Annotated in this window: 18 protein-coding genes; 11 read left to right on the top strand and 7 right to left on the bottom strand. The window is 62.8% G+C overall.

Annotated elements, in window-relative coordinates; genetic code table 11:
• Positions 1–7 precede the first annotated feature (7 nt).
• Genes IHE39_RS04985 through IHE39_RS04975 form a run of 3 tightly spaced genes read right to left on the bottom strand, consistent with a single transcriptional unit; the run spans position 8 to position 2699 of the window.
• Positions 8–1252: a vWA domain-containing protein gene (locus IHE39_RS04985; protein WP_192565696.1), complete on the bottom strand. Its 1245-nt coding sequence runs from the start codon at positions 1250–1252 to the stop codon at positions 8–10.
• Positions 1253–1254: 2 nt separating this feature from the next.
• Complete coding sequence (locus IHE39_RS04980; RefSeq protein ID WP_184768981.1) at positions 1255–2184, bottom strand: AAA family ATPase; 930 nt, start codon at positions 2182–2184, stop codon at positions 1255–1257.
• 20 nt (positions 2185–2204) lie between these two features.
• Positions 2205–2699: a flavin reductase family protein gene (locus IHE39_RS04975; protein WP_184768980.1), complete on the bottom strand. Its 495-nt coding sequence runs from the start codon at positions 2697–2699 to the stop codon at positions 2205–2207.
• 153 nt (positions 2700–2852) lie between these two features.
• Between IHE39_RS04975 and IHE39_RS04970 the strand changes: the two genes are divergently transcribed.
• From IHE39_RS04970 to purB, 5 genes are all read left to right on the top strand, one after another.
• Positions 2853–3926 carry a branched-chain amino acid ABC transporter substrate-binding protein gene (locus IHE39_RS04970; RefSeq protein WP_192565695.1) on the top strand — a complete coding sequence of 358 codons (1074 nt, stop codon included), beginning with the start codon at positions 2853–2855 and terminating at the stop codon, positions 3924–3926.
• Positions 3926–4948 (top strand): P1 family peptidase, encoded by a 1023-nt coding sequence (locus tag IHE39_RS04965; RefSeq protein ID WP_192565694.1) that lies wholly within the window; start codon positions 3926–3928, stop codon positions 4946–4948. The genes IHE39_RS04970 and IHE39_RS04965 overlap by 1 nt, the downstream gene beginning before the upstream one ends.
• A 75-nt stretch (positions 4949–5023) precedes the next feature.
• On the top strand, positions 5024–5740 hold the full coding sequence (locus tag IHE39_RS04960) for a DUF2259 domain-containing protein (protein ID WP_184768977.1): 717 nt from the start codon (positions 5024–5026) through the stop codon (positions 5738–5740).
• A 41-nt stretch (positions 5741–5781) separates the two neighbouring features.
• Entirely contained in the window at positions 5782–6276 is a 495-nt protein-coding gene (locus IHE39_RS04955) for a hypothetical protein (protein ID WP_192566053.1), read from the top strand.
• Positions 6277–6335: 59 nt separating this feature from the next.
• Positions 6336–7637, top strand: a complete 1302-nt coding sequence (gene purB, locus IHE39_RS04950; RefSeq protein ID WP_184768976.1) for an adenylosuccinate lyase — start codon at positions 6336–6338, stop codon at positions 7635–7637.
• A 90-nt stretch (positions 7638–7727) separates the two neighbouring features.
• Here purB and IHE39_RS04945 read toward each other — a convergent pair whose 3' ends face one another.
• Complete coding sequence (locus IHE39_RS04945) at positions 7728–8018, bottom strand: putative quinol monooxygenase (protein WP_192565693.1); 291 nt, start codon at positions 8016–8018, stop codon at positions 7728–7730.
• Between the two features lie 99 nt (positions 8019–8117).
• Complete coding sequence (locus IHE39_RS04940) at positions 8118–9020, bottom strand: VOC family protein (protein ID WP_434781279.1); 903 nt, start codon at positions 9018–9020, stop codon at positions 8118–8120.
• A gap of 212 nt (positions 9021–9232) precedes the next feature.
• Here IHE39_RS04940 and IHE39_RS04935 point away from each other — a divergent pair, with 212 nt between their 5' ends.
• Together IHE39_RS04935 and IHE39_RS04930 are read left to right on the top strand one after the other, a co-directional pair.
• Entirely contained in the window at positions 9233–9727 is a 495-nt protein-coding gene (locus tag IHE39_RS04935) for a GNAT family N-acetyltransferase (protein WP_343070057.1), read from the top strand.
• A 46-nt stretch (positions 9728–9773) separates the two neighbouring features.
• Complete coding sequence (locus IHE39_RS04930; RefSeq protein ID WP_192565691.1) at positions 9774–10328, top strand: RBBP9/YdeN family alpha/beta hydrolase; 555 nt, start codon at positions 9774–9776, stop codon at positions 10326–10328.
• Between the two features lie 51 nt (positions 10329–10379).
• On the opposite strand, the gene IHE39_RS04925 is transcribed toward IHE39_RS04930, so the two are convergent.
• Both IHE39_RS04925 and IHE39_RS04920 read right to left on the bottom strand, forming a co-directional pair.
• The gene (locus tag IHE39_RS04925) at positions 10380–11150 is read right to left on the bottom strand and encodes an HpcH/HpaI aldolase family protein (protein ID WP_192565690.1); all 771 of its coding nucleotides are present in this window, start codon (positions 11148–11150) and stop codon (positions 10380–10382) included.
• A 215-nt stretch (positions 11151–11365) separates the two neighbouring features.
• Positions 11366–11686 (bottom strand): DUF1476 domain-containing protein, encoded by a 321-nt coding sequence (locus IHE39_RS04920; protein ID WP_184768969.1) that lies wholly within the window; start codon positions 11684–11686, stop codon positions 11366–11368.
• A 287-nt stretch (positions 11687–11973) separates the two neighbouring features.
• Between IHE39_RS04920 and purC the strand changes: the two genes are divergently transcribed.
• The 4 genes from purC (at position 11974) to purQ (ending at position 13976) form a co-directional block, all read left to right on the top strand.
• A complete protein-coding gene (gene purC / locus IHE39_RS04915) occupies positions 11974–12741 on the top strand; it encodes a phosphoribosylaminoimidazolesuccinocarboxamide synthase (RefSeq protein ID WP_115732345.1) in 768 nt (255 codons plus the stop codon).
• Positions 12742–12809: 68 nt separating this feature from the next.
• Positions 12810–13052 (top strand): phosphoribosylformylglycinamidine synthase subunit PurS, encoded by a 243-nt coding sequence (gene purS / locus IHE39_RS04910; protein WP_108609867.1) that lies wholly within the window; start codon positions 12810–12812, stop codon positions 13050–13052.
• A gap of 19 nt (positions 13053–13071) precedes the next feature.
• On the top strand, positions 13072–13305 hold the full coding sequence (locus IHE39_RS04905) for a hypothetical protein (protein ID WP_192565689.1): 234 nt from the start codon (positions 13072–13074) through the stop codon (positions 13303–13305).
• Positions 13302–13976: a phosphoribosylformylglycinamidine synthase subunit PurQ gene (gene purQ, locus IHE39_RS04900; RefSeq protein ID WP_192565688.1), complete on the top strand. Its 675-nt coding sequence runs from the start codon at positions 13302–13304 to the stop codon at positions 13974–13976. The genes IHE39_RS04905 and purQ overlap by 4 nt, the downstream gene beginning before the upstream one ends.
• Positions 13977–14014 lie beyond the last annotated feature (38 nt).

The following is a 14014-nucleotide window of genomic DNA, read 5'->3' as shown; positions in this document are numbered from 1 at the left end:
CTCGACCTTACGCCGCCCGGCGCCGGCCGTCGATCATCCACAGTCTGGGGTCGCTTTGGCGCGATGCAGGCGCGCCGAGCGAGGCGCAGAGATCGCCAAGCGCGTTGAGATTGTGCACTGGGCGGAACTCGTCGACATAGGGCAGCATGGCGCGAACACCGCGGGCGCGGGCCTCGAAGCCGTCGAAGCGCAGCAGCGGATTGAGCCAAATCAGCCGCCGGCAGGATTTTTTCAATCGCTCCATCTCTTCGGAAAGGCCGGCGACATCATCGCGCTCAAGCCCGTCCGTAATGAGCAGGACCACGGCGCCCTGCCCCAGCACACGACGCGACCACAGCCGGTTGAACTCACCGAGCGTATCGCCGATGCGGGTGCCGCCAGACCAGTCCTTGACCGCGGCGGAACAGTCGGCAAGGGCAGCATCTGGATCGCGATGGCGCATCTGCCGGGTCAGGTTGGTCAGCCGAGTGCCAAAGACGAAGGTGTGCACACGCCTGCGCTTTTCGGTCAGCGCATGCAAGAAATGCAGGAAGATGCGCGTGTACTGGCTCATCGAACCGGAAATGTCGGCGAGCACCACCAGCGGCGGGTGGACTTCGCGGACGGAGCGAAATTTGGGCAGGATCAGCTGGCCGCCGGTACGGGCAGCCGCGCGCATCATGGCGCGCGGATCGACCTTGGTGCCATGCGGATCGGGCTTGAAGCGGCGGGTTCGCACGGTGTCGAACGGCAGCCTGAGCGCTGCGATCTCGCGGCGCGCGTCCGATATTTCGCTGGCTGTCATCTGCGCAAAGTCCTTGCCGCGCAGCATCTCATTGCCAGACACGGTGAAACGGGCGTCGACCTCGACCTCGGGGATTTCGCGCGGCGGCTGGCTCTTCTGGTGGCCCTCGAACATCGCCTGGCTGACGCGGTTTTCGGCAGCCCGCGGCTTCTGCTTCTCGCGCTTGTCGGGTGCGACAGGCGAAAACATCGCCAGCATCTTTTCGATCAGCTCGCGCGACTTCCAGAACAGCCGGAACGCCTCGTCGAAGGTGGCGTGATCCTCGTGCCGGCTGACCAGCACGGCGTGCAGCGTCCAGTAGAAATCATCGCGCGAGCCGATGCCCGAAGCCAGCACGGCTTCGATGGCATCCATGACCGAGGCGGGGCCGACGCACATGCCGGCCTTGCGCAGCGCGCGGGCGAAATAGACGATGTTGTCGGCGATGCGGCCTTCGGGTTGGGCAGAGCTGGAACGGAGCGCTTCCATCTTTACTCCGCCGCAGCCAGCTCCGCCTTCACCTCGTTGAGGATGCGGCGGCCCTCGCCCAGTTCGATGCGTGCGATGTCATCCTGGTATTTGAGCAGCACGCCGATGGTGTCCGAAATCGTCTCGGGATCGAGTGCCACCTTGTCGAGTTCGGTCAGCGCGGAAGCCCAGTCGATAGTTTCGGCAACGCCCGGTACCTTGAACAGCTCGACCTCGCGCAGCCTCTGGATAAAACGGACGACCTCCTGCGAAAGCCGCTTGTTGGCCTGTGGCACCTTGCGGCTGACGATCTCCAGCTCGCGCTCGGCATTGGGATAGTCGACCCAGTGATAAAGGCAGCGGCGCTTCAGCGCGTCATGGATTTCGCGGGTGCGGTTGGTGGTGATGATGACGATCGGCGGCTCTTCGGCCTTGATCGTGCCGAGCTCGGGCACCGTGACCTGATAATCGGAGAGGATTTCGAGCAGGAACGCCTCGAAGGCTTCGTCGGTGCGGTCGAGTTCGTCGATGAGGAAGACCGGTGCTGCACCCGTCTTGCCGGTCAACGCATCCAGAACCGGGCGGCGGATCAGGTATTTTTCGGAAAAGACGTTCTTTTCCATGTCGGAGCGGTCGACCTTGCCGACAGCCTCTTCCATGCGGATCTCGATCATCTGCGCCGCATAGTTCCATTCGTAGACGGCGGAAGAAACGTCGAGGCCTTCATAGCATTGCAGCCGGATCAGCCGGCGGCCGAGCGCACTGGCCAGCACCTTGGCGATCTCTGTCTTGCCGACACCGGCCTCGCCTTCGAGGAACAGCGGCCGGTTCATGCGCAGGGACAAAAACAGCACCGTCGCCAACGCCCTGTCGGCGACGTAGTCCGCACTGGTCAGCATTTCCAGCGTCTCGTCGATCGTTTGCGGGATGGGACGAGGCGTGCGGTCGGTCATGGCGTTTCCGGAAAGGCGGTCTACAGCACGTGGTAGCTGCGACCGTGATAGATCAGCGGGCGAAGGTTATCGCCGATGCGAAGGCCTGTCACCTTGCCAAACATGACGCGATGGGTGGCCAGTTCCTTGGCGTCGACGAGTTCGCAGTCAAACACGGCGACGGCGCCGATGAGAGCCGGTGCGCCCGATGCCAGGACCTCCCACTCGCCAAGCGCGAAACGCTGTTCGGGCGCAAGGCCGGTAACACCGGAAAAAGCCACGGCCAGCGGCTCGTGCTTCGCAGCCAGCGTGTTGAGCGCGAAGTTGCCGTTCTTGACGAAAAGTTCGTTGTTGGGGTTCTCGCGGTTGACGCAGACGAGCACCATCGGCGGATCGTCCGACACCGAGCAGGCGGCGATGACGGTGGCGCCACGTTTTCCCGCCGGGCCGTCGGTGGTCACCAGATGCACCGCGCCGGCAAAATGGCTCATCGCATCCCGGTAGGCCTGCGGCCCGACTTCAAACTTCTTCAACACCGGATTTTCCTGCAACAAGACATACCAGCTATATATGGCCGCGTCGTCCGCCTCACAAGCTGACATGGCACAAGCACGTTGCGCTTGGCCGGGCCAGGCAGTAGGTCAGGTAAACCGCGCAAACTTAGGCGTATTGAGGATTTTTCGGAGCGAATGCGAGCCGCAACGGCCATCACCACCTTGCTTGCCGCGTCGCTGACGGCGCTTGCCGCCCATGCTGAGCCGGTCAAGATCGGCGTGGCGGCACCGTTGTCGGGCCCGTCAGCGCTCCTTGGCGAACAGGTGAAGGCCGGTGCGCAGCTGGCAGCCGCGAAGGGGAAGGCCTCGCTGGTCGTCGCCGACGACCGCTGCACGGCCGAAGGCGGCGCTAAGGCGGCGCAAAGTTTCGTCGACGCCAAGGTGTCGGTTGCGACAGGCTTTCTCTGCACCGAAGCTGCCGAGGCTGCCCTGCCCGTGCTCAAGAACGCCAACATTCCCGTCATCACCGTCGGTGTCCGCACTGACAGTTTGACCGATCTGCGCGACAAGACCGGCTGGCAGGTGTTTCGGCTCGGGCCGCGCGGCGATGGCGAGCGCAACGCCGCTGCGTCGATCCTGACACGGCTTTGGAACGACGAGCTGTTTGCCATCGTCGACGACGGCACGATCTATGGCCGCGAACTGGCCGAGAGTTTTCGCGCCAGCGCCGAACAGGTCGGCCTGAAGCCGGTGTTCTTCGACACCTACCGGCCGCAGCTCGACAACCAGGTGGCGCTGATTGGCCGGCTGCGCAAAGCTGGCGCCACGCATGTGTTCGTCGGCGGTGACGGCGAAGACATCGCCGTGATGGGGCGCGACGCCGCCTCGCTCGGCGTCGATATCGTCTTTGCCGGCGGCGAGACGCTGCGCAGCGCCGACCGCGCAGTGCCCCCGGCAGAGGGCACACTGATGATCGCGCCGCCGGAATGGCCAGCTTTCGCGAGCCCCGAGGTGCGCGCAACATTCGAGGCCGCCAAGACCGTGACCGACGGCTACGGCTTGCCTGGTTATGCCGCAGTCGAAATTGCCAGTGCTGCGGCTCGGCTTGCTTCGTCAAACGGAAAGCCTGTCGCCGACGCGCTGACTGGCCGGGCCTTCGATACCGCCATCGGCAAGATTCGCTTCGACGCCAAGGGCGACCTCGCGGAAAACCCGTTTCGGCTGTTCCGCTTCGACGGTACCAACTACCTGCCTGTAGAGACCCAGTGATGCTGCCAGCAACGTTAAGAGCCGGACCGCTGAACCTGATCACCGACGTCGCCGGCCTACGCGTCGGCAATGCCCAGGACGCAAAGATCAAGTCGGGCGTGACGGTGGTTGTCTGCGACAGTCCGGCGACGGCGGCTGTCCAGGTGCTGGGCGGCGCGCCCGGAACGCGCGAGACCGACCTGCTCGAAGCGCACAACACAGTCGAGACCATCAACGCAATCGCGCTGTCGGGCGGCTCGGCCTTCGGCCTCGATGCGGCGTCGGGCGTGCAGGCGGCAATGCGCGAAAAGGGCATCGGCTTTGCGATACGCGATCAGGTGATCCCGATCGTGCCGGCGGCGATCCTGTTCGACATGCTGAATGGCGGCGACAAGGATTGGGGGCGCTTTCCGCCCTACCGCGAGCTTGGTTATGAAGCAGCATTGGCCGCGGCGCACCAATTCGCGGTCGGCACTGTCGGCGCCGGCACCGGCGCGCTGACGGCGGGCCTCAAGGGTGGGCTGGGTTCGGCATCGACTGTGCTGCCCAACGGCGTGACGATAGGGGCGCTGGCGGCAGTCAATGCCACCGGTTCGGTGACCGTCGGGCGCTCCAGGCATTTCTGGGCGGCCCCTTTCGAGCTTGGCAGCGAGTTCGGCGGGCTGGGTTACCCCTCGCCGATGCCCCCGGACGCTTCGCGCGTGTTCAAGAAGTACGAGGAAGAAAACAGCGCCGTCGCCAACACGACGATTGCCGTCATCGCCACCGATGCGGTGCTGACCAAGGCCGCCGCCAAGCGGCTGGCGATCTCGGCGCATGATGGCTTCACCCGCGCCATCTGGCCTGTGCACACGCCGTTCGACGGCGACCTGGTGTTCGCTTTGGCAACCGGCGCAAGTGGCATCGAGGTCGAGCAGGCTGACGTGGTCGACTTCTTCGCCGCTGCTGCCTCGACAATGGCACGCGCGATTGCACGGGGCGTGCATGCGGCGACCGCCGTATCAGGCGACATCATGCCTGTGTGGTCGGCGCGCAAAGACTGAACAAAGCCGTTTGTTGACGGTATGTTGGCGCCATCGTTTGAAAAATTGATTCAGCTGGAAAGAGGGGCCGCCGCGATGAAAGTGATGAAGCTTCTTTGCCTCGCAGCCATGTGCGCCGTCTCCTCGGCAGCTCAGGCGGGCGACAGCGCCGAACTCAACGTGCTCGGCTTCAGTGCCGACGGCAAGGTGTTCGCCTTCGAGGAATACGGCATCCAGGACGGCTCGGGTTTTGCCTATGCCCACCGCTTCTACATCGACACCACATCGGACAAGTTCCTGCCCAACACACCGGTGCGCGTGCAGATGGAGGACGAGAGCGTCGGTCTTGATGCAGCGCGCGAGGAAGCCCGCAATCGTGGTGACAAGATCATCAAGGACGAGGAGCTTGCGGCCAATCGCGGCCGTCTCGCCGGCTTCAACGCGGTAACGGAGACAAGTGCTGACCCACACAGGATGACGGTCAATCCGCGCCCGGTGTTCCCGCCCATCGATCCGCAACTCGAGTTCAAGCTTGAGGAGATTTCGCTCGGCGAGATCGAACGCTGCCCCGGTATCGGCCCGGTCAAGGGCTTCAAGCTGGTCCGCGTCGGTGATGGCGGCAAGACCGAGGTGCTGCAGGACGACAAGGACGTGCCGCTGAGCCGCGGCTGCCCGACCGGTTATCGCATCGGTGGCGTGCAGAGCTTTTTCGGTGCAGGCGGGGCAATGACCTATGCCGTGCTGGTATCGGTCGTCCGCCATGGCTTCGAAGGTCCGGATCATCGCTGGATCGCCGTGACGGGGCGAATGTGAGCGACACGATTGCTGCCGGCGCGGCGCGGACCACGAGACCGATGCGCATGCGCCACAAGCTAGGCCAGTCCCTGCCGTCGTTGCGGCTGGCGATCCTCGGTGCGGCTGTCTGGGGCTTTGCCATGGGCGCCAGCGCGTTCCTGACGGTGCTGTTCGACCATTGGGAAACGCCGGTACGCGTCCGCACGGTAGTGTTATTGTTCGCGTTCGGCGGTGCTGTCGCATTCCCGGCCGGCTGGACGCTGGCACGCCTGCTGTCGCATAGCCGAGGCCGCGAGACGGCGTTCGCAGCCGCCTTCGTATCTCTCGGGGTGATGACGGTCGGTCTGACGGCACTGCTCTACGCGCTGCAATACCGTACCTACTATGCCGAGTGGCACGCGCCGGCCTTCACCATCACCTGGGCGTTCCAGTTCGTCTTCACCGGGCTCGTCGCGCTCTATCAATTCGCCGTTTTGGGCCTGCGACTGTACTTTCCCGGGGGATTCTTAGCCCTTTTCGCCGCAGCTTTGTGGTTTGCCTGCCGTTCGCGTTGAGCATTGCGCCCACCTCTGTTAGGGAGCCGCAACGAAACTTCAGCAGGACGAGCCCCGCCATGATCCCTCGCTATTCGCGGCCCGAGATGGTCGACATCTGGTCTCCTGAAACCCGGTTCCGGATCTGGTTCGAGATCGAGGCCCATGCCTGCGACGCGCTGGCCGAGATCGGCGTGATCCCCAAGGATGCGGCAAAGACGATCTGGGAAAAGGGCGGCGCTGCCAAGTTCGACGTCGAGCGCATCGACGAGATCGAGCGTGTCACCAAGCATGACGTCATCGCCTTCCTGACGCATCTGGCCGAATTCGTCGGCCCGGATTCGCGCTTCATCCACCAGGGCATGACCTCGTCCGACGTGCTCGACACCTGCCTTTCGGTGCAGTTGGTGCGCGCCACCGACCTCCTGCTTGCCGATATCGACGCGCTTCTGGCCGCGCTCAAGCGCCGCGCCTTCGAGCACAAGGACACCGTCACGATTGGCCGCAGCCACGGCATCCATGCCGAGCCGACGACCTTCGGCGTCAAGCTGGCGCTGGCCTTCGCCGAGTTCACCCGTTGCCGCGAGCGGTTGGTGCATGCGCGCGAAGACATCGCCACCTGCGCCATTTCGGGCGCGGTCGGCACCTTCGCCAATATTGACCCGCGCGTCGAAGAGCATGTCGCGGCCAAGCTCGGCCTCAAGCCGGAGCCAGTGTCGACGCAGGTCATCCCGCGTGACCGCCACGCCATGTTCTTTGCCACGCTCGGCGTCATCGCCTCGTCGATCGAGCGCGTCGCCACCGAAATCCGTCACCTGCAGCGCACCGAGGTGCTGGAAGCGGAAGAGTACTTCTCGCCGGGCCAGAAGGGCTCGTCGGCGATGCCACACAAGCGCAACCCGGTTCTGACCGAAAACCTGACCGGCCTCGCCCGCATGGTCCGCTCCTATGCGGCACCGGCCATGGAGAACGTGGCGTTGTGGCACGAGCGCGACATCTCGCACTCGTCGGTCGAACGCATGATCGGTCCGGACGCGACCGTGACGCTCGATTTCGCGCTGGCGCGTCTGACCAACGTCATCGACAAGCTCGTCGTCTATCCCGACAACATGCTCAAGAACATGAACAAGTTTCGCGGCCTGGTGCATTCGCAGCGCGTGCTGCTGGCCCTGACGCAGGCTGGCGTTTCCCGCGAGGACGCCTACCGCCTGGTCCAGCGCAACGCCATGAAGGTTTGGGAAGAAGGCAAGGATTTCCTTGAGGAACTTCTCGCCGACAAGGACGTGACGGCTGCCTTGCCCGAGAGCGAAATCCGTGAAAAATTCGACCTCGGCTACCATACCAAGCATGTCGACACGATCTTCAGCCGCGTATTCGGCTAGCAATGCAGGCCCTAGGCCCGCATGAACAAAAAGGCCCTCGCGGCAGATCGCCGAGAGGGCCTTTTGTTCTCGGAATCCGGCGATGGGTCGTCAGGCCACGAACGCATTCATCAGGGTGAAGGTCGCGTCCTGCCGCTGATGTCTGTTGATCAGCGGCACCAGCCGGGTGAAATGCTCGGTCCGGCAATGGATATCCAAAGCCGAGCGATCGGGCCATTCCTCGATGAAGACGAAATGCCCAGGATCCTTCTGGTCGACATACAGATCGTAGGCGATGCACAGCGGTTCGAGCTTGGTCTTTTCAACAAGCTCGGCATAAAGCGGCAGCACGATTTCGATGAACTCAGGCTTGATGAAATCCTGAGCGATGACCTTCAACATGAACGACCTCGATGATGCACGGCGAAAAACGAACCTGCCCGATCGGCAGGTTCGTTCCGCTTAGCACATGCCGCGGCCAGGCGATGTCAGGAGCAAAGCTCAGCCCGGCTGGCCAGGCAGCGCCCGGATGACGGTGCCCCACGGATCTTCGTAGGTCGACGCAGCCTTGGCGTCGGCCGAGCGCATCTCGACCCAGGCCAGGCCGGTGCGTGAGAGGTCCCGCTTTCCAGCACCCGGGCTCTGCCAGGAATTGGCGCCGATATGGTGGTGATAGCCGCCTGAGGACAGGAACACGGCGCTGTTGCCGTATTTCGCCACCGTGTCGAAGCCGAACTGTGTCTTCCACCAATCGGCAGCCGAAGCCGGTTCGCCGACGCGCAGATGAACGTGGCCGACGATGCTGTTTTCCGGCATGCCCTGCCAGCCGCCATCACTGCCGGGCAACTCGGCGACGATCGAAGGGATATCCAGTTGATCGGTGGCCATGGCGACCTGCGAACCGGTCCATTTCCAGCTGTCATGCGGCCGGTCGCGATAGATTTCGATGCCGTTGCCTTCTGGATCGGTCAGGTAGAGCGCCTCGCTGACCAGATGGTCGGAAGCACCGTCGACAGGAATGCGCTTGTCGATGGCGTGCTTGATCCAGCGCCCGAGATCGGCACGGCTCGGCAACAGGAAGGCGGTGTGAAACAGGCCGGCACTGCGTGGATCGTCGGGCTGGGCCGCCTTGTCGGACTCGATGTCCAGCAATGCGCGGCTGCCAGCACCCAAGGTGATGGTTTCGCCATCGCGGGCGAGTTCCTGCAAGCCGACGACGTCACGATAGAAATTCGCCAGCGCCTGGGCGTCTCTGGCCTTGAGGCCGACGCGGGACACGCTGACCGGGGTCGTGGCGGCAAAAGGTAGGTTGCTCATCGTGGGCTCCGTATGGCCGGGCCGCACCCCAGCGCCCAATGCGAGGAGGGCTGCGCTGCCAACCAGTTTGCGTCGTGTCAGTTCCAAAATCCATTCTCCGGCCAACACCGCTGTCTGTCTCGTCATAGATCGGCTGCGCGTATCGTTCACACAAGTCAGCAAAGACCGAACACCGCGTTCAACGATTCGATATCAATCGACCACTTCCGGCTACTGGTAACGGCCAGGTTTGCTGGGGTTTGATTGTACCAGCGGCCCATCGCCGGAGACTTTTCCAATGCCGAACGCTAGCTGTTTGGTTGCTGAATTTGATCCAGGTGCTTTTCATGAGTGAACATACATCCCTGAGGCCGGCACGCCGTGGTGACGGGCAAGCCGCGTTTGATGTCACGCAGGCTTCCGTTTGCGAGCTGGCGAAGGGCCACTACTCCGCCGAGCAGATCGCCGGATGGATGGGTCGACGCACGGCAGACACCTACGAAGAGATGATCGCCAAAGGGCTCATGGTCGTTGCCGAGCAAGACGGCAGGATCGTCGGTTTTGTCGATTCCGAGCCGGGCGAGGTCACACGGCTGTTCCTATTGGCCGATGCCGCAGGCTCGGGCCTAGGCAAGAGGCTGCTGGAAATCGGTATCAAGAATGCGCGGCAGGGTCACGACGGGCCGATCAAGGTTGAATCGACCGTCAATGCCGAGGGCTTTTATCGCCGGCATGGCTTTCGTAAGGTCGAGCGGGGCTATTTCTCCCACGGCAGCGGCGGCGTTCCGATCGAGATCGTGCACATGGAACTGTAGGCCGCACCGGCTTGCACCGGCGAGATCGGATCGCTACATCCGCGACATGAAGGTAAAAGACGCCGATATCATCATCGTTCCCGGATACACCAATTCGGGGCCATCCCACTGGCAGAGCCGCTGGGAGGAAAAGCTGTCGACCGCGCGCCGCGTCGAGCAGGACGAGTGGTCGAAGCCGGTGCGCGAGGACTGGACGGCCAAGGTCATCGCCGCCGTCAACGCCGCCGAACGCCCGGTGGTGCTGGTTGCGCACTCGCTCGGCATCCCGACCGCCATCCATGCCATTGCCGGCTTCAAGAAACATGTGGCGGGGGGCTTCTTCGTGGCGCCCCCGGACGTTTCCAATCCGGCGATCCGGCCAAAGCACCTGATGACGTTCGGCCCCTACCCGCGCGACCCGTTGCCGTTCCCATCCGTCGTGGTCGCCTCCAGCAACGACCCCTATTGCAAGCTCGACGTCGCCGAAGACATTGCCGCCGCGTGGGGCTCGCTGTTCGTCGAGGCCGGCGAAGCCGGCCACATCAATGCCGATTCCGGCTTTGGTCCCTGGCCCGAGGGATCGATGGTGTTCGCGCAGTTCCTGTCGCGCCTGGAAGGCTGAAAGCCTTTCGATCTGAGATATCGGTCACGCGCCCAAGCGGACGCGGGCCTGCTAGCCGAGTGACTTCTTGAGATCGGCAAGCAGGCCCGCAGCGCCAGCCGCGATCAGCTGGTGCTCTGAGCCCGTCGCCAGTAGCTGGTAGCCCATATCGACGAAACGCCCCGCGATCTTTGGATCGGTGACATAGATACCGGCATGCTTGCCGGCGGCGCGGGTTCGCCTGCCGACGTCGGCGACAGTTGCCATCATGTCCTCGAGCGTCGAATTGATCGTCTCGCCCTTCGTCCAGGCGATGGAAAAGTCGCCCGGCCCAAGGAAGATGCCATCAATGCCCGGCGTCGCCAGAATACCGTCGAGCACGGCGACCGCGGCATGGGTCTCGACCATGGCGAAGGAGACAGTGCGTGCGTTGCTCTCCTTCAGCCATTTGACTGGATCCTTGCTGCTATGACGTGGCGAAGCAAAGGTCGGGCCCCAGGAACGCTCGCCAAGCGGCGGGTATTTCATCGCGGCAGCGAAGCGCCTGGCGTCCTCGACCGAATTGACCATCGGCGCGATGACGGCCTCGGCACCGAAATCGAGCGCCCGGCTCGCCATGTCGAATCGGCCAACCGGAACCCGCACGAGCGAGTGCTTCCCGGCCCGCAGCACCGGCGCGATCGAGCGCAGCACGCTGTCTTCATTGTGTCCGCCATGCTGCATGTCGAGGGTGACGGCATCAAAGCCCTGCCCGGCCAGGATTTCGACGGTCAACGCATCCGGCACGCCAGACCAGGCCGTGATGATGGTCTCGCTGGCATGCAGTCTCTCGGCAAGCGACATTTTTTCTCTCCCTCCCTGAGCCCTGTCCATTCCGATGCATCGGAATGAGGCTCTATCCACTTGTTAGAGCACTACCTATCCGAAAACCGGTTCCTACCTTCCGGGATCATGCTCTGGCCGGTACCCATTTCAGCCTGAAGCCAGCATCGGCGCAAACAAAAACCGCCCGGAATCCGGGCGGCTCGTTGGTCCAGCAAAACTAGGGTCCGGCTAAATCAGGTGTTCTTGATCTGGTCGATCGCCTGCGCCATCAGTTCATCCATGGTGCGGCGGATCTGATGGTCGGACTGGTCGACGCCGGCCTTGTCGAAATCGGCGCGGATCTTGCGGAACACGTCATGATCGCCGGCTTCCTCGATGTCGGAAACCACGACTTCCTTGGCATAGGCATCGGCATCGGCGCCCGACTTGCCAAGCTTTTCGGCAGCCCAGAGGCCGAGCGCCTTGTTGCGCCGCGCATTTGCCTTGAAGCGCAGTTCTTCGTCGAAGACGAACTTGCGTTCAAAACCTTCTTCGCGGTCCTTCATGTTGCTCATGGCAATCCTCCAGGGAGTGGGAAAATCGATTCGACTTCCGGTGCATATGATATCGACTTCCTCAAACCAAAAGCCCGCCGCCCGGTCAATATCTCTCTTTTGCACCATTTGCGTGTGCGGTGCGGCATTTCCGCAGCAAAAGGCGTTGATTGGCGGGAAATGATGATTGAGCAATTGGCCCGATTAAGATAGAGACCGGCCTTGAAACCCACAGCCGCCGCGGCTTTGCGGCGTGAGAAAGGGACCGGTAGCTTGCCGTCCACCCTTCCAACCAGAGAATCATTCAAATGAAGAATCGCCGCCGCATCTACGAAGGCAAGGCCAAGATCCTTTATGAAGGCCCGGAACCGGGCACCCTTATCCAGTTTTTCAAGGACGACGCCACTGCCTTCAACAAGAAGAAGCATGAGGTCGTCGACGGCAAGGGCGTGCTCAATAACCGCATTTCCGAGCACATCTTCAACCACCTGAACCGCATGGGCATTCCGACCCACTTCATCCGCCGGCTTAACATGCGCGAGCAGCTGATCAAGGAAGTCGAGATCATCCCGCTTGAGGTCGTGGTGCGCAACGTCGCCGCTGGTTCGCTGGCCAAGCGTCTCGGCATCGAGGAAGGCACCGTGCTGCCGCGCTCGATCATCGAGTTCTACTACAAGGCCGATGCGCTCGACGACCCGATGGTCTCGGAAGAGCACGTCACCGCCTTCGGCTGGGCAAGCCCGCAGGAAATCGACGACATCATGGCTCTTGCCATCCGCGTCAACGACTTCCTTTCCGGCCTGTTCATGGGCGTCGGCATCCAGCTCGTCGACTTCAAGATCGAATGCGGCCGCCTGTTCGAAGGCGACATGATGCGCATCGTGGTTGCCGACGAGATCTCGCCGGACAGCTGCCGCCTGTGGGACGTCGCCACCCAGGACAAGCTCGACAAGGATCGTTTCCGCCGCGACATGGGCGGACTTGTCGAAGCCTACCAGGAAGTGGCACGCCGCCTCGGCATCATGAACGAAAACGAGACCCCGCGTCCGACCGGACCGGTTCTCGTCAAACACTAGACAGCAACGGGCGCGACCACAGTCGCGCCCGAATCATTTCCAGTCGACACTTTCGGAGTGAAATGCCCGTGATCAAGGCCCGCGTCACCGTCACCCTCAAAAACGGCGTCCTGGACCCGCAAGGCAAGGCGATCGAGCATGCGCTCGACGGGCTGGGCTTCGGCGGCGTCGGTTCCGTGCGCCAGGGCAAGGTCTTCGACGTCGAAATCGAAGGCGCCGACAAGGCCAAGGCGGAAGCTGACCTCAACGCCATGTGCGAGAAGCTTCTGGCGAACACGGTGATTGAGAATTATAGCGTGACGCTTATCTGAGGTTGCACCAGAGGGTGTAGTGGCAGAAGTCACCAACGACCTGATGTACGAACTGCTGAAGCGCGTGCATGGCGATCTCCCGGAGATGAAGTTCGACCTTCAGGAGATCAAGACAAGTATGACGGGTGCGGAAGAAGCGCTGGCTGGCGTCAACCGCAGACTTGACCGTCACGACGAATGGCTCGAGCGTATCGAGCGTCGTTTGGAACTGCGCGAACTCGCCGAACCTCAGAGGCCTTACGAATCGAAATGAAATCAGCAGTCGTTCTCCTCCCCGGCCTGAACCGCGACCGCGACATGATCGCGGCGCTGACCAAGATTTCGGGCAAGGCGCCCGTCACCGTATGGCAGACCGACACGGAAATCCCCGATGTCGACCTGATCGCCATTCCGGGTGGCTTCTCCTTCGGCGACTACCTGCGTTGCGGTGCGATCGCCGCCCGCATGCCGGTTATGCGCGCCGTGGCCGAGAAGGCCGCCAAGGGCGTGCAAGTCGTCGGTGTCTGCAACGGCTTCCAGATCCTGGTCGAGGCGGGCCTGCTGTCCGGCGCCCTGATGCGCAACGCCTCGCTCAAGTTCGTCTGCCGCGAAGTGAAGCTCGAGATCGCCAACGCCAACACCGCCTTCACCCGCAACTACGCGGCCGGCCAGGTCATCCGCTGCCCCGTAGCGCACCATGACGGCAACTACTTTGCCGATCCCGAGACGCTCGCGCGCGTCGAAGGTGAAGGCCGGGTCGTGTTCCGCTACGCCGAGGGCACCAACCCGAACGGCTCGGTCAACGACATTGCCGGCATCATCAATGACAAGGGCAACGTGCTCGGCCTGATGCCGCACCCGGAAAACCTGATCGAGGCAGCGCATGGCGGCAATGACGGCCGCGCACTGTTCGAGAGCGTACTCGGGCTGGCCAAGGCAGCCTGAGCGCACCGGAAACTCCTCCCCTCATCATCTGAAAAGGC

Origin of the sequence: Aminobacter carboxidus (assembly GCF_014863355.1) — a bacterium.
GTDB classification, from domain to species: Bacteria; Pseudomonadota; Alphaproteobacteria; order Rhizobiales; family Rhizobiaceae; genus Aminobacter; species Aminobacter carboxidus.
The sequence above is the reverse complement of the archived record's forward strand: the minus strand, read 5'-3'. Positions and strand labels throughout refer to the sequence as shown.

Excerpts from the sequence above, each read along its gene's own strand:
- purQ (WP_192565688.1), top strand. The coding sequence starts at position 13,302 with ATGAAATCAGCAGTCGTTCTCCTCCCCGGCCTGAACCGCGACCGCGAC.
- IHE39_RS04965 (WP_192565694.1), top strand. The coding sequence starts at position 3,926 with ATGCTGCCAGCAACGTTAAGAGCCGGACCGCTGAACCTGATCACCGAC.
- IHE39_RS04920 (WP_184768969.1), bottom strand. The coding sequence starts at position 11,686 with ATGAGCAACATGAAGGACCGCGAAGAAGGTTTTGAACGCAAGTTCGTC.
- IHE39_RS04930 (WP_192565691.1), top strand. The coding sequence starts at position 9,774 with ATGAAGGTAAAAGACGCCGATATCATCATCGTTCCCGGATACACCAAT.
- IHE39_RS04970 (WP_192565695.1), top strand. The coding sequence starts at position 2,853 with ATGCGAGCCGCAACGGCCATCACCACCTTGCTTGCCGCGTCGCTGACG.
- IHE39_RS04985 (WP_192565696.1), bottom strand. The coding sequence starts at position 1,252 with ATGGAAGCGCTCCGTTCCAGCTCTGCCCAACCCGAAGGCCGCATCGCC.
- IHE39_RS04960 (WP_184768977.1), top strand. The coding sequence starts at position 5,024 with ATGAAAGTGATGAAGCTTCTTTGCCTCGCAGCCATGTGCGCCGTCTCC.
- purC (WP_115732345.1), top strand. The coding sequence starts at position 11,974 with ATGAAGAATCGCCGCCGCATCTACGAAGGCAAGGCCAAGATCCTTTAT.
- IHE39_RS04945 (WP_192565693.1), bottom strand. The coding sequence starts at position 8,018 with ATGTTGAAGGTCATCGCTCAGGATTTCATCAAGCCTGAGTTCATCGAA.
- IHE39_RS04925 (WP_192565690.1), bottom strand. The coding sequence starts at position 11,150 with ATGTCGCTTGCCGAGAGACTGCATGCCAGCGAGACCATCATCACGGCC.
- purB (WP_184768976.1), top strand. The coding sequence starts at position 6,336 with ATGATCCCTCGCTATTCGCGGCCCGAGATGGTCGACATCTGGTCTCCT.
- IHE39_RS04980 (WP_184768981.1), bottom strand. The coding sequence starts at position 2,184 with ATGACCGACCGCACGCCTCGTCCCATCCCGCAAACGATCGACGAGACG.
- IHE39_RS04955 (WP_192566053.1), top strand. The coding sequence starts at position 5,782 with ATGCGCATGCGCCACAAGCTAGGCCAGTCCCTGCCGTCGTTGCGGCTG.